Origin of the sequence: Actinoallomurus sp. CA-150999, assembly GCF_050942425.1 — a bacterium.
In the GTDB taxonomy this organism is placed as follows: domain Bacteria; phylum Actinomycetota; class Actinomycetes; order Streptosporangiales; family Streptosporangiaceae; genus Actinoallomurus.
The window spans coordinates 1,324,879-1,343,581 of the sequence record NZ_CP192063.1; the positions used below are offsets into that span (position 1 = coordinate 1,324,879).

Consider the following 18,703-nt stretch of genomic DNA (forward strand, 5'->3'; position numbering starts at 1 on the left):
GTGCGGGTGTCGGTTGCGACCTGCTGCGCCTGCGGCGGCCGCTTTGACCGCGCCGAGGAACTCTGCGGCCGGCTCGCCGCCGGCCGACCGCGCCGCTACCGCCAGGCACTGTTCGGGCGTCGATACCCGCGCAGCCGCGCTGCCCCGCTGCCGCCGAGCGCTGTTCGGGCGCAGACGCCGCGCCGCCGCGCGGGCATCGGCGCTGCCCCGCCGGGTGCCGGGGCAGGTGTCGGTGCCACGCCGCTGTCGCCGGGCGGATGTCGGCGCTGCCCCGCTGCCGCTGGGCCTCAGTGCTGTGCCGCAGCCACCAGGCGTCGTACGGGCGCTGCCGGGCCGGGCCGGCCGTCAGCGGACGCCTCGCGGGCGGAACTGGATGCTGATGCGTGGCCCGCAGGGCCGGGCGGTCTTCGGGACGGCGTGCTCCCAGGTGCGCTGGCAGCTGCCGCCCATGACGATGAGGTCACCGTGACCGAGGTCGTACCGCAGGGTCGTGCCGCCCCCGCGCGGGCGGAGCGTGAGCGCGCGGGGCGCACCGACCGAGATGATCGCCACCATGGTGTCGTGTGTGCTGCCGCGCCCGATCGTGTCGCCGTGCCAGGCGACGCTGTCGCGGCCGTCGCGGTAGAAGCACAGCCCGGCGGTGCGGAACGGCTCGCCGAGTTCGGCGGCGTAGTGCGCGTCCAGCGTGCGCTTCGCCTCGTCGAGGGCCGGGTCGGGCAGCGGCTCGCCCTCTTCGTAGAACTTCAGCAGGCGGGGTACGTCGACGACCCGGTCGTACATGTGTCGCCGTTCGGCGTGCCATGGGACGGTGTCGCGGAGCCGCTCGAAGAGCGTGTCCGCCCCGGTCACCCAGCCCCGGCGTACGTCGATCCAGGCCCCGCGGTCGAGGACGGTGCGGTGCACCGACGAGCCGAGCGGGCCGAGGCCGATCTCGTCGTCGAAGTCGAGCAGCGACGCCTGGAAAGCCTCTGTCATACGACGAGTCTACGCACCTGTTCAAACGCGTGTTCGATCATCCGGCTCGAAGGTCCAGGCGCCAGTCGTTGCAGCGCATCGGGTGCCCCGGCGGGTACTCGAAGTCGCAGGGGCCGAGCAGGGTGAAGCCGAGCTTCCGGCAGATCGCGTTGGACGCGGGATGGTCGACGGACGGGTACGCGTGCAGGAACCGGTGCCGCCGCTCGGCGCGGGCACGCTCGACGACGAGACGGCCCGCGGCGGTCGCCAGCCCCCGGCCGCCGAACTCCGGCAGGATGCCCCAGCCCGTCTCGTAGACGGTCTCGCCCCGCCACTCGCGCTCCCAGTATCCGATGCTGCCGACGGCCGTGCCTTCCGGGAGGACGACGACGCGGAACATCCCGCCGGACCCTTCGTCTCCCGGCTCCAGGTAGCGCTGGTGTCGGCGGAGGACCTGCTCCTCGGTCTCCGGGCCACCGAGATGCTCCGTCATCTCCGGAGCGTTGATGCGCCGGAGCAGCTCGAGGTCGCCCTCGGCCCACGGCTCGATCCGGACGGCGGTGGTCTGTGGTGTCATGTCATCTTCCTTTCGCGATGTGTTCGAGGTCGACCGGCCTGCGCGGGAGGTCGCGCATCCGGGGCAGCGGGGACGGCAGTAGCGGCAGGACGCTCGCGACGCCGCCGATCACGGCGATCCAGAGGGTCGGACGCAGCCCGATCCGGTCGCCCAGCAGACCTCCGGCGAGCGCGCCGAGGGGCCTCGCCCCCGCGTTGAACGCCAGGTACGCGCCCTGGACGCGAGAGCGCAGGCGGCCCGGCGTCAGCGCCTGCTGGATCGCGTTGCCGCTGATGTCGCAGAGCATGAGGCCGAGCCCGCCCCCGAACTGGGCGAGCGTCATGAGCGCGACGGCGCCCCATCCGCCGTCCGGGGCGAGGGGGACCAGAGCCAGTGCCGCGGGGTACAGGAGCGAGCCGAGGACGTACGCGCGTCCCAGCCCGATGCGTCCGCTCGTCCTGCCGGTCACCGCGGAGCCGAGCAGGGCCCCGCAGGCGCCCACGCCGAGGGTGAGCCCGATCATCCCGGCCGACAGGCCGAGAGTGCGCGCGGCGAAGAGGATGACCAGGGCGAAGTACACGGAGTGGAAGAAGCTCAGGCTGGTCTCGGCGGCGAACTTCGCGCGGAGGGCCGGTGTCCGCCGTACGAAGGCGAGCCCTTCCCGGACGCCGTGGCCGGAGACGGCCCGATTCACCGGCTCGGGCGGCCGGATCGACCGGAGCAGCAGCGCCGATCCGAGGAAGGAGGCGACGTCGATGATCAGGGCTATGGGCGCGGACATCATCTGGACGAGCACACCGGCGGCGCTCGGTCCGGCGACCCAGGAGAAGGAGTAGCTGCCGCGGATCAGGGAGTTGCCCTGGACGTACGACTCGCGTGGCACGACGGCGGTGAACAGCCCGACGGCGCTCACGTTGAACAGGACGGCCAACGTGCCCGTCAGGAACGCGACGAGGTAGAGCTGGCCGAGGGTGAGCACGCCGAGCCAGTACGCCAGCGGCACCGACGCCAGGAGCACGGCCCGGCCCAGATCGGCGCTGACCATGGTCGCGCGGTGCTTGCCGTACCGGTCGGCGAACGCCCCCGCGTGCAGCGAGAACACCAGATTCGCCGCCGTGCCGGCGGCCGCGAGGAGTCCCGTCTCGGAGGCGGACGCGCCAAGAGTCAGGACCGCCGTCATCGGCAGGGCCACCACCGTCACCTGGTCGCCCAGATAGGAGATCGTCTGAGCGGCCCAGAGACGCCGGAACGCCCTCAGGCGCGACAGGTCGGGGAGCCGTTTGGCGATCCGGTCACGCCATGCCGGTTCGCGCCGGCCGCGAAGGCGCGGCGGCGGTGTCGTCTGCGAGAGCATGGGATCTCCGAACCGAGCGGTGAACCGTCCGAAAAGTATGCTCTAGCTAAACTAAGTTTGCCAATACCGAAGAGGGGTTCGATGGCCACCGACGCGTCCGAGCCGCGCGACGACCGTGACTCCGGGCCGGGCTCCGGCTCTCGGCCGCGGATCGGAGACCGGCTGCGGCGGGCGCGACGGCAGCGGGAGCTGACGATCGAACAGCTCGCCCAGGCCACCGGGCTGACCAAGGGATTCCTCTCCCAGGTCGAGCGGGACCGGGCCAACGTGTCGGTCGCCTCGCTCCTGCGGATCTGCGAGGTGCTCGGCGTCCGGGTGGGAGAGCTGTTCGACGACGGGGAGTCCGGGCTGGTGCCGGGCGACCGCCGGCCCGCGCTGCACTTCGGCGGCAGCGGGGTCCAGGACTTCCTGCTCACCCCCCGCGCGAACCGGACCATCCAGGTCATCCAGTCGACGGTGGCGCCGGGCGGGAACAGTGAAGGGGACGGGGATCCGCCCTATCGCACCCGCTCCGACGCCCAGTTCATCCACGTCACGAAGGGAGAGTTCGAGATCACCCTCGACGGCGAGGTGCTCCGACTCAAAGCAGGGGACTCCCTGACCTTCACCGGCCGAGAGAAGCGAAGCTGGCGCAACCCGTCGGCGGACGAGGACGCCGAGCTGCTGTGGATGCTCACGCCCTCCCTGTTCTGACCTGGCTTGATCACCGAGATGGATCTCGAGCGGGTAGAGGACCCCGGCGCCGGGGTCCTCTACCGCCGTGCCCAGGGCTGTTCTTATTTGATCTTTTGGGTGTAGACGACGCGGTCGACGAGGCGTTCGTGCTGGCCGGGTGGGGTGAAGTAGAGGTCGAAGGTGTGGTGGCCGTGTCGGCCGATGGTGATGACGGTGCGCATGGGGATGGTCTTGCCGAGGTATTCGGGGCCGAGTACGCCGGGGTCGGTGAACTCGCCGGGGATGGACAGTACGGAGGAGGTCGCGGTGACGGGGTTGCCGCGGTAGGTCATGGCGGTGGGGGTGACGCTGTCGAAGGTGGTCCATTCGTAGCGGTGGTCGATGTTGGAGAAGCCGAGGATGCCGAGGCGGTAGTAGTGGTTTCCGCCGAGGGTTCCTTGGGTCTGTTCTTCCAGGAAGCGGCCGCCGGTCTTGGTGATCCAGTGGGTGGTGACGGTGATGTCGTGGGAGACGATGGGTGTGCCGCCGCCGAGGATGTAGTTGGTCTTGACGGCCTTCCAGGTGCCGACCAGCGGGTCCAGTGCGCGTTGGTACGGGCCGGGGTTGAGGTTGTCGGCCGGGGTGGTGGAGGCAGAGGCGGGCCGGTGCTGAACGGACGCACCCGCCACACCGGTCAGACCGACGACGAGGAGGGACGCCGCGATCGTGAGCGAGAACTTCTTGATCATGGTTCAACTCCGTTGGTCGATAGGTGATCGGTTACGCGGACCGGGCGAGTGCGGGCAGCCGGTCCTTATGCCGTCCCGCTCGCAGCGAGCCTCACGTCCGCCCGCCCCGCGGCAGCGTCAGCGTCGCCCCCGCCGTCAGTACGAGCCCGGCCGCCGCGGCCAGCATGCTCCACCGCATGCCGGCCAGGAACGTGTCCGCGCCCGCCAGTAGCGCCCCGAAGACCGCCACCGCGATCGCTCCGCCGACCTGGCGGCCGGTGTTGAGCACGGCGCCCGCGGTGCCGGCCCGGTCTGCGGGCACCGCGTCGAGCAGCATCGCGGTCAGCGCCGGCACCGCGAGCGCGCCGCCCAGGCCGACCGGCACCATCAGCAGTGCCACCGTCCACACATCGGTGTGCGCGCCGACCGTGGTCAACGCCACCAGCCCGGCCGTCCCGAGTAGCTGTCCCGCGACCATCGGCACCCGCGGGCCGAACCGCCCGGCCAGCTTCGCCGAGGCCAGGTTCACCACCGCGACCAGTGCCGTCATCGGAATGAACATCAGGCCCGTGCGCAGCGCGGACTGCCCGCGCTCCTGCTGCAGGTACAGACTGAAGATGAACACCCCGCCGTAGTAGGCGGCATTGAGCATGAAACCGACCACCAGCGACACCGCCACCACCCGCGAGCGGAACAGCGGCAGCGGGAGCATCGGGTGCGCGCCCCTGGCCTGCGCCACGATGAAGGCGGCTGCCGCGGCCACGGCCACCAGCAGCGACACCACCACGGGTGGCCGGCCGAAACCCTCGGCGCCGCCCTCGATCACGCCGTACGTCAGCGCGCCCATCGCGACCACCGCCGTCACCTGCCCGACCGCGTCCAGCCGCGAGGGCAGCCGCGGGGAGGCCGGCACGCGGGCGAGCAGGGCGAGCGCCAGCAGGCCCGCCGGGAGATTGACGAAGAAGATCCACCGCCACCCTACGGAAGCGGTGAGTGCCCCGCCGAGCACCGGCCCGGCCGCCACCGCGACGGCGCCGCCCACGGTCCAGATGGCGATCGCCCGCGCCCGCTTCGCCTGATCGGGAAAGCCCTGCCGGACCAGGGCGAGGGACGCCGGCATCATCACCGCCGCCGCGGCCCCCTGCACCAGTCGCGCGATCACCAGCACGCCGAGCCCGGGCGCGAACCCGCACGCCGCGGAGGCCAGCGCGAAGAGCACCAGCCCGCCGCCGAACGCCCGCCGGGCCCCGATGCGATCGGAGAGGGCGCCCGCGGAGAGCATCAGGGCGGCGAACATCAGCGTGTATCCGTCCACCACCCATTGCAGGCCGGACATGCCACCGCCGAGGCTGCGGCCGATGTGGGGCAGTGCGACGGTGACGATCAACGCGTCCAGCGAGATGAGGAAGAAGCCCAGCATGGCGGCGCCGAGCACCACCGGAGATCCGCCCCGGACCGCCTCCGGCGCCGCGACCGCGGTGCGGGCGGCAGCGGAGGGCGTGGGCAGGGATTTCATCAGGACGCTCCTGAGACGTTCAGATAGGCGATGGTCGACGGTGCGGTTCAGGCGTCGTCGAAGTCGGTGCCGCGCGAGACCGGCTCCCACTCCCGCAGCTCCTCGCGGATCGCGTCCGCGTGCACGACGAGGGCGTCGACGGCGTCGTTGCCGAGCGGCAGGCGCAGCGGCGTCTTCTCCGCGTCGAGCGCGGTGAGGATGGCGGCGGCGGCCTTCGCCGGGTCGCCGGGCTGCTGACCGTGGGCGCCGCCTGCCATCGTCCGGGTGGGGCCGACCGTTTCGGCGTAGGCGTCCATGGCCGCCGACTGGTAGAGCGCGCCGCCGAACAGGCTCGTACGGAAGGCGCCCGGCTCGACGATCAGCACCCTGATCCCGTACGGGGCGACCTCCTGCGCGAGTGCCTCGGACATCCCCTCGAGGGCGAACTTGGTCGCCGAGTACGCCCCGAACCCGGCGAACGACAGTTGCCCGCCCATGCTGCTGATCTGCACGATGGCCCCGGATCGCCGGTCGCGCATGTGCGGCAGCACCGCCCGGGTGAGCGCGGCGGGGCCGAAGAAGTGCACGTCCATCAGGTCGCGGAACTCCCGGTCGGTCGTCTCCTCGACCGCGCCGATCTGGCTGTGGCCGGCGTTGTTGACGAGGACGTCGATCCGGCCGTACCAGAGCATGACCTCGGCGACGACGGCGGCGACACGGGCGGTGTCGGTGACGTCGAGCTGGACGGTGTTCACGCGGTCGGGGTGGGCGGCGACCAGGTCGTCAAGGGCCTCCGGCTTGCGGGCGGTGGCCACCACGGTGTCACCGGCGGCCAGTGCCGCCTCGGCGATCGACCGGCCGAAACCGGAGGACGCACCGGTGATCAACCAGACCCGGCCGCTCGCCTCACGCGTGTTCTCAATGCTCATGTCGCTGACTCCAATCGAAGATGTCTCCGTTATGTCAGCGGATGGAGCGGGGCGTCCAAGACAGAAGATCGTTTGAGCGATAAAGAGCGTTTATCATCGCAGCGTGGAGCTTCGTCAGTTGCGCTACCTGATCGCGATCGACGACGAGGGGAACGTCGGCCGTGCCGCCGAGCGGCTGTTCGTCAGTCAGCCCGCCCTCTCGTACGCCCTCAAGAACCTCGAGGCGGAGTTCGGCGTACGGCTGTTCGACCGGCACGCCGGCGGTGTGACCGCCACCCCGGCGGGGCGTGACGTGATCACCGAGGCCCGCCGTACGCTCCGCCAGGCCGAACGCGTCACCGCCGCCGCCGAACGCCACCGCAGGGGCGCGACCGGCGTGCTACGGGTGGGGTTCGAGGCGAGCGGCGCGGGGGAGTTGACGACACGCGCCCGCGCGGAGTTCGCCCGCCGCCATCCGGGCGTACGGGTCGAGCCCAAGCGGTTCGACTGGGGCGAGGAGGCGTCGGCGCTGCGGGACGGCCGCGTCGACGTCGCCTTCGTCTGGCTGCCCGCCGACCTGACCGGAATGCGCAGCGAGATCGTCCATACCGAGGCGAGAGTGGTCGGCCTGCCCGCCGGGCACCCGCTCGCCGGCCGTACGGAGATGTCGATCCTCGACGTCAAGGACGAGCCCCTCATGTGGACCGAACGCGCGCCGCGCGCGTGGGTCGACTGGTGGGCGGTCAACCCACGGCCGGACGGATCGGCCCCGCGCTGGGGGCCGACCAACGACAACGTCGAGGAGATGCTGGAGCAGGTCGCGGAGGGCGTCGCGATCTGCTTCGCGCCCATGAGCATGGCCCGCTACTACGCCCGGCCCGACCTCGCCTGGGTTCCGCTCACCGACGTCGAGCCGCTTCGCGTCGCACTCGCCTGGCCCGCCACCACGGACAACCCGCTGGTCCACGGCTTCGCCCACGTCGTGGGAGAACTCGCCGCCGACCGCAGGTAGAGCCGGTGCTCACCGGGCCGCGCGGTGGACCCGCTCGACGGTGCTCACCAGATCGGAGAGGTCGGGCAGGACAGCGTCCGTGATCGACGGATCGTCCTGCTCGCCCAGCCGATTGATCCACACCCGTGGAATGTTCAGCGCGTGGGCCGGCCGCATGTCGTGGAAGTAGCTCTGCGCGATGTGAACCCAGGTGTCCCGGGTGGCGCCGAAGGATTCCGCGAACCGGTGGAAGTGGTTGTGGTCGGGCTTGTAGCTGCCGACATCCTCTGCCGTCACGACCGCGTCGATCGGGACCACGAGCCGACGCTGGGTCTCTCCGATCACGTCACGGTCGCAGTTGGTCAGCAGCGCGATCCGCCAACCGGCGTCGCGCAGCCGCGCCAGGGCAAGCCGCGTATCGGGGAAGACCGGCCAGTAGGGAATCCCCGTGGCCAGCACCGACGCGTCGTCCGGGAGCAGATCGAGCCCCGCCTCCCCGGCCGCCCGGCGTAGCGACTCCGTGAGGACGTCTCGGTAGCGCATCGCCGGGAAGTCGCGCTGCACCTCGGGCTCGTGGCGGTTGTAGATCTCCAGCAACTCGGCGCCGCGACCGGGGAACAGCAGCTCAGCGCCGGTGGCGATCCCGTGCCGCCAGTCGACCAGGGTGCCGAAGCAGTCGAACGTCGCCCAGCGGATCTCACTCATCGTCGCCTCCTGGGTGAAAGAACCAGACACGGTCAGTCTGCTATACAGTTATACAGGCGTGGTGAACCTCGGCGCGAAGCGGATCGCCGGCTTCCGCAGCGAGTTCCTGTTGCTCGGCGGACAGGGCCAGGACGGAGTCGTGCACCTGCTCGCGCCCGATCAGGGGACGCCTGGGGACGTCATCTGCTGACGGATTGTCATGCTGTCTGACTGATAGTCTGAGAGCGTTCAGGACCGGGAGGGGTGCACCAGGTGGCCACGGCCTTGCAGACCACGAGCACACGCGACGCGCTCGTGGCCGAGGTTCGCCGCCGGATTCTCAGTGGTGACCTCAAGCCCGGCGAGCCGCTGACCGAGAACGGACTGGCGACGGAGTTCGGCGTGGCCAGGCCGACGGTGCGCTCGGCTCTGCAGGAGCTGGCCGCCAGGCACCTGGCACAGCGATCCGGCCGGTCGCTGCAGGTGCCCACGTTCACCCCGGACGACGTACGTGACCTGTTCTTCGTACGCACCCCGCTGGAGTTGGAGGCCGTGCGGCGGATCATCGCCGAGGGCCGATCACTGACGCCGGCCGAGGAGGCCCTCGCGGCGATGCAGGGTCTTCCGGAGACGGCGAGCTGGGGCGAGCGGGTCGAGGCGCACACGGCGTTCCACATCGCCCTCATCCACTGCGCGGGCAGCGAACGACTGGACCGGATCTATCCGGCCATGCAGGAAGAGATGCAGCTGTGCCTGGCCCAGCTCGGTGATTCCTACCCCGGGCCGCACGATCTGGCGGCCGAGCACTGGGCACTGCTGGAGGCCGTACGGTCCGGTGACCAGAAACGAGCCGTCACACAGATGCGAGAGCACCTGGAAGGGGCCATGCACGGCCTGATCGGGTAGCCGGTCCTCCGCGTCGAGTTCGTTGGTCCCCGGCTTCGCGCGCGTCGTAGGAGAACTCGCCGTCGGCACGCCGGCCGAGCGTCAGTAGACGATGGGGACGGCGTTGTAGAAGGCGAGGCCCTTTCCCGCCCAGCGGGCTTCGACCTCGAGCGTCCCGTGCCCACCGGCCGGTACCGCCCTCGTCGAGAGGACCGCGCGGGTGGCGGCCTCGCGATAATTCTCACCGAGCTTCGAATGCTCGGTGGCCTCCGTGGCGTACGTCGCGATCCAGACGCTCGTCGGGTACGCCCGCTTGTCGTACTTCCCGTCCTTCTTCACCTGGGCCCACGCGGTTCCGCAGACGGTGGACCGCATGACGATGACGGTGCCGCCCCGCCTGCCCTTCGCCGTGCCCATCTCACCCATGACGGGAACCGTCCGTACGACCGTGCCCTGGTACTTGCCGTGCGCGGCGGCGCACATCTTTATGTCACGGCCGGTGTTCGCCGGGGCCGCGGTCGATACGACGAGGGACACCTTCGGGTCGCCGGACGCGGACCTGCCGGGCGCGCCGGCGGTCACCTTGGCCGCCGCGGCGGCGGTGGCGCTGGACGCGGACGTGGACGGCGCGACGGAGTTCACCGTGACGGCGACGCCGGCGACGACGACCGCCGCGATCAGCACGGGCTTGCGCCGCCGGTTCTTGGTGTCCATCGGTATCTCCCCGAGCTCGCATGAGCGCGGTGCCGCACTCATGATCATGGGTCTCATAAAGGAAGATGTCCTTTAGGCCCCCAAAGTTGCTCGGGTTCGCCGGGAAATTTCGGCGTCCTGCGCACCGGAACGTTTAGCCGCAGGTCACGCCGTCGCCGCCATGCGAGGTCGTCGGCAGGTGCCCGGGTCGACCGCCGCTTCGTGCAAGATCTGGCCAAGATGTGCCGGCCCCTGAGAAGATGCCTATTAAGGAGACGTGGGTGTTCTTCTGACGGGGGTGATCAACTTGCTGGGACCGTTGCGGCCTGGCGATGCCTCCGAGATCGGTCCATACCGGCTGACCGGCCGCCTGGGTGCCGGCGGAATGGGGCAGGTCTTCCTGGGGCGATCGCACGCCGGTCGGCTCGTTGCGGTGAAACTGATGCGCAGCGAGTTGGGAGAAGATCCAGGGTTTCGTCGCCGCTTCGTCCAGGAAGTGGAAGCGGCGCGACGGGTCGGGGGCTTCTACACCGCACCTGTCGTGGCCGCGGATCCTGAGGCCGATCCGCCATGGTTGGCCACCGCCTTCGTGCCCGGCCCTTCGCTGCAGGAAGCGGTTGACACGAACGGGCCGCTGCCGCTCAACGCCGTTCGCGCGCTTGGCGCCGGGGTGGCTGAGGGCCTGATCGCGATTCACGACTGCGGCCTTGTCCACCGTGACCTCAAGCCGGGCAATGTGATCCTCGCTGCCGACGGTCCGAGGGTGATCGACTTTGGGATCGCCCGTGCCCTGGACGACGCCACCCACCACACATCCGCGGTGATCGGCACCCCTGGTTTCATGTCGCCGGAGCAGGCCCGAGGTGGTCCCGTCGGCCCGGCCGCCGACGTGTTCTCGCTCGGCGCGCTTATGGTGTTCGCAGCCACCGGTCGTAGTCCCTTCGGCGGCGGCGCAATCGAAGCGGTCATCTACCGCGTAGTCCACGAGTCCGCCGACCTCAGCGATGTTCCTGCGTCACTCACTGAGGCGGCCAGCGCGTGCTTGGCCAAGAACCCGGCTGACCGACCCACCCTCGCCGACCTCTTGGGCCGGCTCACGACACCCGCGGCTTCCCAGGCGGCCGCGACCCGGCAGCTCGCTGCCGCTGCCCATACGTTCACGGAACCGCTTCCACCGTCGCGACCCGCGGTCACGGGCGCCGGGACGAAGACGGGTTTCCCGGCTTCACCCGAGACCCCCGTGGCAGCACGCCGGCCACGCTCGAGATCCCGGTACCGGCGTGGGCCACTATGGGGGGCCGCCCTGCTCGCTACGGCCGCAGTCGTCGGCTCGACGGCATTGCTGTCGCATCAGGCGTCGTCCAAACGCCCGGCGTCATCTTCGCAGCACACACGATCCACCGAGCCGGTCACCACCCCGAGCAGTGCTGGGCGGCCACCTGTCAACCTGGCCCTGAACAAGCCGGTCATCGTCTCCAGCAAGGCCGACGTCCCGGGGTGGGCGCCAGATGATGCCACAGACGGCGACACCACGCCGTCGACCGATGGTGCGAACTCGGGCTGGGCCAGCCAGCCCAACACGAGCACCAACGCGACCGAGTGGATTCAGGTGGACCTGGGCTCCGTGGAGCCGATCGACGAAGTCGATCTATACCCGCGAAACGATCCGGACGTTCCCGGGGGCTGCTTTCCGAGGGACTTCGCGATCTTGGTGAGTAGCGACGGGAACGCGTGGACACGAATGGCGTCGGAGACGAACTACCCGGCTCCCGGAACGCGGCCGCAGCGCTTCACATTCTCCAGGACCATCGCGCGCTATGTGAAAGTGACCGGGACTCAGCTGACGCAGGACGAGTTCGGCCAATATTATTTCGAACTTAAAGAGGTCGAGGTTTTCAACCGCTGAGCGAACAACGCCTTGGGCAAGCGTCAACGCAGCCGACCGACCATCCGCCGGGCAGCGGCCCGGCGGGGCGGTCATCCGTGATGTCGCCGGTCAGCGCGTGACGGCGGCAGCCGACAGCACCGCGACCTCGACGCAGCGGACCAGGCCCTGCTGCCCGTCCCAGGGCCGCACGGAGCTCACCACTTCCACTTTCAGTTCCGCTGGGCGGACGTCGAGGAACCATCGAGGACCACGGCACCGGTCGAACGTGTCGGCGTTCAGGTCTTTCTGCCGGCGTGGATGTTGGTGTTCCGGGTTAGTTGTCGGAAGTTGCTCCGCCGTCGGCCGAGAGGGCGGAGAATGTCCCCCACGACGAGGCTGCGCGCCGTACCTGGGGGAGCTGGGGGAGCCTCTTGCGGCGGATGAGTTCGAGGTCCGGTCAGCGGAGGTAATGATGAAGATCGCGTTCTTCGGCGATGTCCACGGTTGTGTGCTGCACGCGTTGGGAGCAGCCGTCATGCTCGCCCGCCATCGGGCTGTCGAACTCGACGCCGTGATCCAGGTCGGAGATCTGGGCGCGTTCCCGGCGCCTGAGCGGTGGGACGAGTCCAGCCACCGTTTCGGAGCTGACAATCCAGCTCAGGGTGACTTCTTCCGCCTCCTGGACCCCCAACCACGCCTGGCCGGGGGCGTCCGCCTCGCCCTTCAGCAGATTCCCCCGTTTCTGTTCCTCAGCGGCAATCATGAGGATCATCAATGGCTGGCCGGCCTGCACAATGCCAGCGCCGCCGCCGTGACACCGGTGGATCCCCTCGGCGCCTATCACCATGTCACTTGCGGACATATCACTGACGTCGCGGGACAACGCATAGCGTTCCTCGGGAAGATCGAATGTCCGGACTCGATGGACTTCGACCATGACGCCTACACCCGCCTCCTGACCATTGAACCCGGCAGTGTGGACATCCTGGTCACGCACGACGGCCCCTACGGCATGTCGTCCTGGCGCGGCATCACCCAAGGGTCCAGGAAACTGAGCAAACTCATCGAACGCCTACAGCCGCGCCTGCACATCAGCGGCCACTACCACCATGAGAACGGCCCACGCCACTATGGCGCGACAACGTCCTATGCGCTCGGCCAGCTAGTCCGCCCCAAGGTCGACATTAGAGACTCCCAGCCGGTCAATCCTCGGCAGCAGATCACGCCGGGCAGCATCGGCCTACTCGACACCCGGACCTACGCCTTCGAATACATCCACGACCCGTGGCTCGCCGACATCCACGGCGACCAGATCGACCTGCCCGCACTGGTCACTGTCTCTTCTCCCTAGCCAGGCCGGCCACCGCTTTGCGCCCGCAGAATCCGCCAGGTTGTCGACCGCAGTTCAGCGAGCGCCGTTGCCGATAGGTCCATCCGAAACGGACAAGCTGTGTAGAGAGCGGACACCGTGGACATGGTGCCCGATAGCGGTCGCCTGAGTTGGATGCATGCGTGGAGTGATCTACGTCACATGCACGCCGTGGGGAGTCACATTCGGAATGGCTGAAATGTCTTAACTCTCGGACGAGTTCGATGAGCAGAAGGCAGGTCATGATGAACAAGCGGCTAGCTCTGTCGGCAATCATCGTTCCGGTGGCGTTGGGGGTGCCGGCGCTGTCCGCCACGGCGGCCCACGCGGGTCAGATCGGCGCGCTGGCGCACGGAACCAGCGGGACCGTCAACACCAGGGACTCCGGGCCGAAGGGTGGCACGGGCTTCTTCTGGTACGACGGCAACGGCGCGCAGCCCAGGAACAAGTCCGTCATCGCCGCCCGCGACAATCAGGGCGGCGACCACAAATGGGTGTACGTGGAACTCGACCTGATTCGCAAGGGTCCCGACCTGGTCCTCGCCACCATGGAGAATAAGAGCGGCAAGAGCCGCAACATCCAGTACAAGGTCGTCAACGTCAAGGACGGCAGCCCGGTGCGGCTCACGGTCTGCCTGAGTGACCGTAACGGCTTGATCGAGCCCTACTGCAACTCGAAGAACTTCATCGCCTGACAGCCGATCCGACCGTGCCCCGTGCGCGTTCGGCCGGGGCACGGCCCGATCGGGCCGTGCCCCGGCCGAACGCGAGCGGCTCGCCGCGACCTGGACGCAGTTCCCCACCGTTGTCGGCGCTGTAGGTGGACGTACGCCATTCGGGGGTGGGAGTCAGCTCCATCGTTCGCCGTCCTCGTGTGATGAGTTCGACGGGCCGGTCAGCCGACAGCGGCCGCGACCGGTAGTACCGCGACCTCGACGCAGTCGCCGCCGTTGTCGCTGCTGTGGCTGGCCTTGCGCCAGACCGCGATCTGGACGCAGTTCCCGCCGTGGTCGCCGCTGTGGGTGGATGTGCGCCATTCAGGGGTGGGGGTCAGTTCCATCGTTCTTTCGCCGTCCTCTTGATCAGATCGAGGGACTGATCGACCGGCAGCGCCCGTGACCGGATCGACTCGAACCGCTGGGTTAGTCGTCTTACGACGCTTGGCTCGCCTGTCGTGATTCCGCGCACCGCCGTCTCCTCGAACGCTACCTCTCTCTGATCGTCAAGTGTGGCAAGCGCGAACGATCCGTTGACGCCGCCGTGCAATCCGAACGGAAGCACCTGCACGCTTATCCGATCGGAGACGACCGCGACCAGGTGCTGGAGTTGTTCGCGCATCACCTCCGGGTTGCCGACCTCTCTCCAGAGCACGCTCTCATCGAGCACACAGACGAGGTAGGGCGGCTCTGGCTCGCTCCGTCGCAGGATCTCCTGACGTTCCATCCGTGCGCGCACTGCCTGGTCATCGCCGTGCAGCAGCGCCCGCGCGTACGCCTCGGTCTGCAGTAGGCCGTACACCAGCGCGAGCTCGAAACTGCGCAGCAGGTCGGCGGCGGACTCGTGGATGGGCCAGTCGAACCATGGTGGGTGGACGCTGCGTTTGAGGAGGCCGTCCCAGAGGCGGGGGAGGATGCCGTCGCCGCGGAGGACCTGGTCCATCTTCACGGCGAAGGCTCGCAGCGGCATGTCCTCCGCTCGCTCGACGGAGCCGATGTGCGAGCCGCTGTAGTTGGCCTTCGTCCCGGCCTGGTCCTGCGACAGACCGGCGCGCTCACGGAGGAAGCGCAGCTCGGAGCCGAAGAGGGCGAGGGGAGAGGACGACGGGTCGAGGGGGTTGGGTCGGCGCGGCATGGGCCACCTCCGTTGGCAGGCGTTGGCAACCGACGGGGGCCGATTGACCAGTTGTTAACGGAGTGTAGAGATAGCAGTTACTCCATGTGAGGCCGTCAGGGAGGCTGTGGAAAACAAATTCCGGCACACGAGCGGCGGGGTGAGTGTGGTGACGGTGATCGGGGGAGTCGATCCGCGGGTCGTACCGGCTGGCGGGTGCGCGGCCTGGATCCTGCCCGCGGGCCCGACGGGGGCGGGGTTCGCGCGGAGCGTGCTCAAGGCGGTGTTCGCGGAGCTGCGGATGCCCGCCGTCACCACGTACGACGCGGCCGTCGCGCTCTCCGAGTTGGCGACCAACGTTCACCTGCACGCGTACGGCGGCGAGGCACCGACCCGGCCGCCGCTGGCAGGCCTGCCGGAGCTGTGGGCGTACGTGCGGTGGCGTGCGCGGCCGGAGGTCGTGTTCGCCGTGTACGACTCGGCGCCCTGGCAGGGGCCTCTGCCGGACGGGCGGCTGCGGCCGTCGCCGTACGCCGAGGGCGGGCGCGGGTTCGAGGTGGTGGACGCGCTGACCGCAGAGTACGGCGGCGAGTGGGGCGTGCACCGGACCCGGTCGCGGCTCGGCGCCGGGCCCGTTCCGGGGAAGGCCGTGTACTTCACCGTGCCCGTGCCGCCCGGGCTCGTCGCCCCGAGGCCGAGCCCGGCGCGCCGGACGGCGGAGGAGATCCACGCCCTGCTCGCCGCCCGGGGCCTCGGACCCCTGCAACTCGCCATCGGCTACGGCATGGCCGTCATCTGCGTCCGCGCCGGGGTGCACGTCTGGGTGCGAGAGGCGTCGATCAGCTACCGAGCGCCGGGCCGAGGCACGGTACGCCACCCGCCGTACGACCGGTTGGAAGTGGTAGAGCGCATTGTGGGCCACTGCACGGATCTCGATGCCGCCAACGCGCCTGACCGTCGTCGTCGTTGACTCCTTGCCGCCGCCGTGGCCGGTCGAATGCCCGAATCGCGGGGGTTTCGCACGTCAACGACGGCGGCAATGTCCCGCGCGCCGTACGGCGCGTTGCGCACGGCCGCCGCAACCACGCCGCAACCTGCTCGACGCCGTCCGCATCCGGGGAGGCCCTCCTGGCCCCCACCGTGACCCGGCGACTCATCGCCGAGTTCATCCGCCGGCCGCCCGCCACGCCGTGAACGCCGGGAGCGCGGCCACTGTCGGCCGGATCCCGGATACGGAGAAACCGATTGATCATCGCCATCGTCCAAGGGGCCGTCCGCGATGCCTGGAGGAGAGTGCGATGGGTCGATTCCCCCGAAGAGCGCCGCGAGGCGTGGTCCGGCTGATGACGGTGCCCATGTTCGCCGCGGCGCTGCTCTTCGGCGGTCCCGCGTCGGCCGCGACGCCGGAACCGTCGGTGAGTCCCTCGGAGACGTCCTCCGCCACGGTGAAGATCACCGACGACTCTCATGTGCTGTCCAAGGCCGATCGTTCGTCGCTGCGGGATGCGCCTTCCATCTTCGGCTCGTCCGACCCGAACCCGGACCCGGTCTGGATCTACACCACGACCGACCTGGCGCGCGACAAGGCCGCCTTCGACCAGCGGTACGAGACCATGCGCGGATCGGCGCCGGCCAACGTCGTCATCATGGCCGTGAACACCAAGTCCCGGCACATCGTCATCACCAGCGGGACCAGTTCCGGGCTGTCGGACGCCATGGCCGACACGGCACGCGAGGACTTCACGAGCAGCTTCCAGATGGAGCCGAATTACGGCAAGGCGCTGAACTCCGCACTGACCTACATCGAGACCGCGTTGCATCTGCAGGCGACGTTCTCGCCGTCCGCATCCGTCGGCGCCGGATCGAAACATCACGGTGGTTCCGGAGGGCTCCTCGCCGCGGTGCTGGTCATCGCGTTCATCATCTTGGTCGGCGTCGTCGCCAAAAGTGCGGGAGCGCGGAGCACCAGCGGCGGATCGGGCGGCCGGCGGTACCGGAGCTACGAGGATCAGTCTTCGTACGTGGACTCCGGCGCCGCCTTCAGCGCCTTCGACTCGGGATCGTCCAGTGACTTCTCCAGCGGGAGCGGCGATTCCGGCGGGTACACGTCGGGTGGCGATTCGGGCGGCGGCACCTCGAGCGGCGACTTCTGAACGACCGCCACCGCCGCCTTCCGGCATCGCCGGGCAGGGAGGCCCGCTCCTATGAACGGCCCAGACCGCGGAGTGCGGCCCGGAGGGACTCCTCCGTGGTGCCGTGCCAGGCCACGAAGCCGTCCGGTCGTACGAGCGCGGCGTCGTCCATCGTGCCGAACTCGTGGACGCGCACGTCCATCCCCGGTGAAGCGGCTCGCCACCGCCGGACGTCGGCGCCGGCGAACAGTGTCCACCGCGAGCCGGCCAGGTCCAGGGTGGAGACGCGGCCGGTCCCGGCGGAGTCCACCCAGCGATGCGGGAACCGGTGGCCGGGGCGGACGGCGTCGTCCAGAGGGTCGGATTCGGCGGTGTCGTACGGCGGGTAGGCGTAGCACATCATGCCGCGCAGGTAGTCGACGGCGACCTTCTCGTACAGCTGGTTCGGGTCGCCATCCAGCGACAGGTAGCCCTGATGCATCCGGCGCGAGACGGCCAGGGACGCCTGGGCGGCGGCCCGGCGTTCGGGCTCGTAGGTGTCGAGCAGCACCGGGGTGAACTCCCCGCGCAGGACGGCGGCGATCTTCCAGGCGAGGTTGTGGCCGTCCTGGATCCCGGTGTTCATGCCGAGCCCGCCCGCCGAACTCTGCACGTGGGCGGCGTCCCCGGCCAGGAAGACCCGGCCCGCCCGGAAGGAGGAGGCCATGCCGATGGCGGCCTCCCAGGCGTTGACGGCGTGCAGTTCGATCGGGATCGTCTCGTCGCCGATCACGGCTCGCAGCAGCGCGATGGTCTCGGCTTCGGTCAGGTCGGCGAGGCCTTCGGGCTTGCCGGGATGGTCCATGATGTGCGAGGACCACTGGTCCCGCCCGTTCTTCGACATCAACGTGGCGTACACCGCGTCGTTGCGGACGATGCACATGTGCGTGCCCCACTCCTCGAGGAAGGGCCCGAGATCGGCGCGGAAGAAGGCGGTGTTGGGACGCGAGATGACCTCGCGGTCCGGCACCGTGATGCCCAGCCGCGCGCGTACGCCGCTGTTCGCGCCGTCCGCGCCGATCAGATACTCGGCCCTGACCTCCCAGTGCTCGCCCGTGGCGGCGTCCGCGATCCGCGCGCGTACGTGGTCGGCCTCGGGGGCGAGGTCGACCAGCCGTGCGCCGAACCGGACCTCGCCGCCGCGCCGGCGTAGTTCGTCCAGCGCGAGGCGCTGCACCTGGTCGTGTGTCAGGACGAGGCGGGGATTCACCGGGCTGCAGGTCTCGAGCATCCTGGAGTACCGCTCCGGCAGCCCGCCCTCGTGCAGGGTGACGCCGAGCCCGCGGTCCTTGAAGATCGTCCGCATCGGAGCGCCGCCCTCCCAGCCGACGTCCGTCAGCGCCGGTTCCAGCCCGATCGAGCGGAACACCTCCAGCGTGCGCAGGCTCGTGCTCGCGCGCGGCACCGCCGATATCGAATCCCGCTTCTCGACGACGAGGGGCCGGACGCCCCAGTGGGCGAGGAACAGGCCCGTCGACAGGCCGACCGGCCCGCCGCCCACCACCAGCACCGGCACATCCTGAGTACGCATCGAACGCTCCCTCTCGCGGTTGCCCAGGTGATT

Annotated in this window: 20 protein-coding genes; 9 read left to right on the plus strand and 11 right to left on the minus strand. The window is 69.6% G+C overall.

All coding sequences use genetic code 11. The features are described from left to right. Positions 1-345: 345 nt before the first annotated feature. The 3 genes from ACQP2O_RS06335 to ACQP2O_RS06345 are packed head-to-tail and all read right to left on the minus strand — an operon-like array spanning position 346 to position 2,864. A complete protein-coding gene (locus tag ACQP2O_RS06335; protein WP_433180760.1) occupies positions 346-975 on the minus strand; it encodes an alpha-ketoglutarate-dependent dioxygenase AlkB in 630 nt (209 codons plus the stop codon). Positions 976-1,012: 37 nt separating this feature from the next. Continuing rightward, complete coding sequence (locus ACQP2O_RS06340) at positions 1,013-1,531, minus strand: GNAT family N-acetyltransferase (protein WP_433180762.1); 519 nt, start codon at positions 1,529-1,531, stop codon at positions 1,013-1,015. A gap of 1 nt (position 1,532) precedes the next feature. Further along, positions 1,533-2,864 carry an MFS transporter gene (locus ACQP2O_RS06345; protein WP_433180764.1) on the minus strand — a complete coding sequence of 444 codons (1,332 nt, stop codon included), beginning with the start codon at positions 2,862-2,864 and terminating at the stop codon, positions 1,533-1,535. An 81-nt stretch (positions 2,865-2,945) separates the two neighbouring features. Here ACQP2O_RS06345 and ACQP2O_RS06350 point away from each other — a divergent pair, with 81 nt between their 5' ends. Then, entirely contained in the window at positions 2,946-3,557 is a 612-nt protein-coding gene (locus ACQP2O_RS06350) for a helix-turn-helix domain-containing protein (protein WP_433180766.1), read from the plus strand. A gap of 83 nt (positions 3,558-3,640) precedes the next feature. On the opposite strand, the gene ACQP2O_RS06355 is transcribed toward ACQP2O_RS06350, so the two are convergent. From ACQP2O_RS06355 to ACQP2O_RS06365, 3 genes are all read right to left on the minus strand, one after another. Continuing rightward, positions 3,641-4,267, minus strand: coding sequence for a DUF1579 family protein (locus ACQP2O_RS06355; RefSeq protein WP_433180768.1), 627 nt, complete (start codon positions 4,265-4,267; stop codon positions 3,641-3,643). A gap of 91 nt (positions 4,268-4,358) precedes the next feature. Next, positions 4,359-5,762 (minus strand): MFS transporter, encoded by a 1,404-nt coding sequence (locus ACQP2O_RS06360; RefSeq protein WP_433180770.1) that lies wholly within the window; start codon positions 5,760-5,762, stop codon positions 4,359-4,361. A 47-nt stretch (positions 5,763-5,809) separates the two neighbouring features. Next, positions 5,810-6,670 carry an oxidoreductase gene (locus ACQP2O_RS06365; protein WP_433180772.1) on the minus strand — a complete coding sequence of 287 codons (861 nt, stop codon included), beginning with the start codon at positions 6,668-6,670 and terminating at the stop codon, positions 5,810-5,812. Between the two features lie 103 nt (positions 6,671-6,773). Here ACQP2O_RS06365 and ACQP2O_RS06370 point away from each other — a divergent pair, with 103 nt between their 5' ends. Next, entirely contained in the window at positions 6,774-7,661 is an 888-nt protein-coding gene (locus ACQP2O_RS06370; RefSeq protein WP_433180774.1) for a LysR family transcriptional regulator, read from the plus strand. Between the two features lie 9 nt (positions 7,662-7,670). Here the strand turns inward: ACQP2O_RS06370 and ACQP2O_RS06375 are convergent, their stop codons facing one another. Next, complete coding sequence (locus ACQP2O_RS06375; protein WP_433180776.1) at positions 7,671-8,345, minus strand: HAD family hydrolase; 675 nt, start codon at positions 8,343-8,345, stop codon at positions 7,671-7,673. A gap of 58 nt (positions 8,346-8,403) precedes the next feature. Between ACQP2O_RS06375 and ACQP2O_RS06380 the strand changes: the two genes are divergently transcribed. Both ACQP2O_RS06380 and ACQP2O_RS06385 read left to right on the plus strand, forming a co-directional pair. Beyond that, entirely contained in the window at positions 8,404-8,535 is a 132-nt protein-coding gene (locus ACQP2O_RS06380; RefSeq protein WP_433180778.1) for a hypothetical protein, read from the plus strand. Between the two features lie 62 nt (positions 8,536-8,597). After that, positions 8,598-9,230: a GntR family transcriptional regulator gene (locus ACQP2O_RS06385; protein WP_433180779.1), complete on the plus strand. Its 633-nt coding sequence runs from the start codon at positions 8,598-8,600 to the stop codon at positions 9,228-9,230. Between the two features lie 81 nt (positions 9,231-9,311). Here ACQP2O_RS06385 and ACQP2O_RS06390 read toward each other — a convergent pair whose 3' ends face one another. After that, entirely contained in the window at positions 9,312-9,923 is a 612-nt protein-coding gene (locus ACQP2O_RS06390; RefSeq protein WP_433180781.1) for a hypothetical protein, read from the minus strand. A 256-nt stretch (positions 9,924-10,179) separates the two neighbouring features. Here ACQP2O_RS06390 and ACQP2O_RS06395 point away from each other — a divergent pair, with 256 nt between their 5' ends. From ACQP2O_RS06395 to ACQP2O_RS06405, 3 genes are all read left to right on the plus strand, one after another. Then, on the plus strand, positions 10,180-11,808 hold the full coding sequence (locus ACQP2O_RS06395; protein ID WP_433180784.1) for a protein kinase domain-containing protein: 1,629 nt from the start codon (positions 10,180-10,182) through the stop codon (positions 11,806-11,808). 433 nt (positions 11,809-12,241) lie between these two features. Continuing rightward, on the plus strand, positions 12,242-13,120 hold the full coding sequence (locus tag ACQP2O_RS06400) for a metallophosphoesterase family protein (protein ID WP_433180786.1): 879 nt from the start codon (positions 12,242-12,244) through the stop codon (positions 13,118-13,120). 260 nt (positions 13,121-13,380) lie between these two features. Further along, the gene (locus tag ACQP2O_RS06405; RefSeq protein WP_433180788.1) at positions 13,381-13,833 is read left to right on the plus strand and encodes a hypothetical protein; all 453 of its coding nucleotides are present in this window, start codon (positions 13,381-13,383) and stop codon (positions 13,831-13,833) included. A 200-nt stretch (positions 13,834-14,033) separates the two neighbouring features. Here the strand turns inward: ACQP2O_RS06405 and ACQP2O_RS06410 are convergent, their stop codons facing one another. Beyond that, positions 14,034-14,198, minus strand: coding sequence for a DUF397 domain-containing protein (locus tag ACQP2O_RS06410; RefSeq protein WP_433180790.1), 165 nt, complete (start codon positions 14,196-14,198; stop codon positions 14,034-14,036). After that, positions 14,189-14,989 carry a helix-turn-helix domain-containing protein gene (locus ACQP2O_RS06415; RefSeq protein WP_433180792.1) on the minus strand — a complete coding sequence of 267 codons (801 nt, stop codon included), beginning with the start codon at positions 14,987-14,989 and terminating at the stop codon, positions 14,189-14,191. Before ACQP2O_RS06415 ends, ACQP2O_RS06410 begins: the two co-directional genes overlap by 10 nt. Before the next feature lie 106 nt (positions 14,990-15,095). Here ACQP2O_RS06415 and ACQP2O_RS06420 point away from each other — a divergent pair, with 106 nt between their 5' ends. Continuing rightward, positions 15,096-15,938, plus strand: coding sequence for an ATP-binding protein (locus ACQP2O_RS06420; protein WP_433180794.1), 843 nt, complete (start codon positions 15,096-15,098; stop codon positions 15,936-15,938). Positions 15,939-16,266: 328 nt separating this feature from the next. After that, positions 16,267-17,121 carry a TPM domain-containing protein gene (locus tag ACQP2O_RS06425; protein ID WP_433180796.1) on the plus strand — a complete coding sequence of 285 codons (855 nt, stop codon included), beginning with the start codon at positions 16,267-16,269 and terminating at the stop codon, positions 17,119-17,121. A 49-nt stretch (positions 17,122-17,170) separates the two neighbouring features. On the opposite strand, the gene ACQP2O_RS06430 is transcribed toward ACQP2O_RS06425, so the two are convergent. Next, complete coding sequence (locus tag ACQP2O_RS06430) at positions 17,171-18,670, minus strand: FAD-dependent monooxygenase (protein WP_433180798.1); 1,500 nt, start codon at positions 18,668-18,670, stop codon at positions 17,171-17,173. Between the last annotated feature and the right edge of the window lie 33 nt (positions 18,671-18,703).

Bases quoted from the DNA above. Each gene is read 5' to 3' on its own strand.
- ACQP2O_RS06335 (WP_433180760.1), bottom strand. From the start codon at position 975: ATGACAGAGGCTTTCCAGGCGTCGCTGCTCGACTTCGACGACGAGATC.
- ACQP2O_RS06340 (WP_433180762.1), bottom strand. From the start codon at position 1,531: ATGACACCACAGACCACCGCCGTCCGGATCGAGCCGTGGGCCGAGGGC.
- ACQP2O_RS06345 (WP_433180764.1), bottom strand. From the start codon at position 2,864: ATGCTCTCGCAGACGACACCGCCGCCGCGCCTTCGCGGCCGGCGCGAA.
- ACQP2O_RS06350 (WP_433180766.1), top strand. From the start codon at position 2,946: ATGGCCACCGACGCGTCCGAGCCGCGCGACGACCGTGACTCCGGGCCG.
- ACQP2O_RS06355 (WP_433180768.1), bottom strand. From the start codon at position 4,267: ATGATCAAGAAGTTCTCGCTCACGATCGCGGCGTCCCTCCTCGTCGTC.
- ACQP2O_RS06360 (WP_433180770.1), bottom strand. From the start codon at position 5,762: ATGAAATCCCTGCCCACGCCCTCCGCTGCCGCCCGCACCGCGGTCGCG.
- ACQP2O_RS06365 (WP_433180772.1), bottom strand. From the start codon at position 6,670: ATGAGCATTGAGAACACGCGTGAGGCGAGCGGCCGGGTCTGGTTGATC.
- ACQP2O_RS06375 (WP_433180776.1), bottom strand. From the start codon at position 8,345: ATGAGTGAGATCCGCTGGGCGACGTTCGACTGCTTCGGCACCCTGGTC.
- ACQP2O_RS06390 (WP_433180781.1), bottom strand. From the start codon at position 9,923: ATGGACACCAAGAACCGGCGGCGCAAGCCCGTGCTGATCGCGGCGGTC.
- ACQP2O_RS06400 (WP_433180786.1), top strand. From the start codon at position 12,242: ATGAAGATCGCGTTCTTCGGCGATGTCCACGGTTGTGTGCTGCACGCG.
- ACQP2O_RS06405 (WP_433180788.1), top strand. From the start codon at position 13,381: ATGATGAACAAGCGGCTAGCTCTGTCGGCAATCATCGTTCCGGTGGCG.
- ACQP2O_RS06410 (WP_433180790.1), bottom strand. From the start codon at position 14,198: ATGGAACTGACCCCCACCCCTGAATGGCGCACATCCACCCACAGCGGC.
- ACQP2O_RS06415 (WP_433180792.1), bottom strand. From the start codon at position 14,989: ATGCCGCGCCGACCCAACCCCCTCGACCCGTCGTCCTCTCCCCTCGCC.
- ACQP2O_RS06425 (WP_433180796.1), top strand. From the start codon at position 16,267: ATGGGTCGATTCCCCCGAAGAGCGCCGCGAGGCGTGGTCCGGCTGATG.
- ACQP2O_RS06430 (WP_433180798.1), bottom strand. From the start codon at position 18,670: ATGCGTACTCAGGATGTGCCGGTGCTGGTGGTGGGCGGCGGGCCGGTC.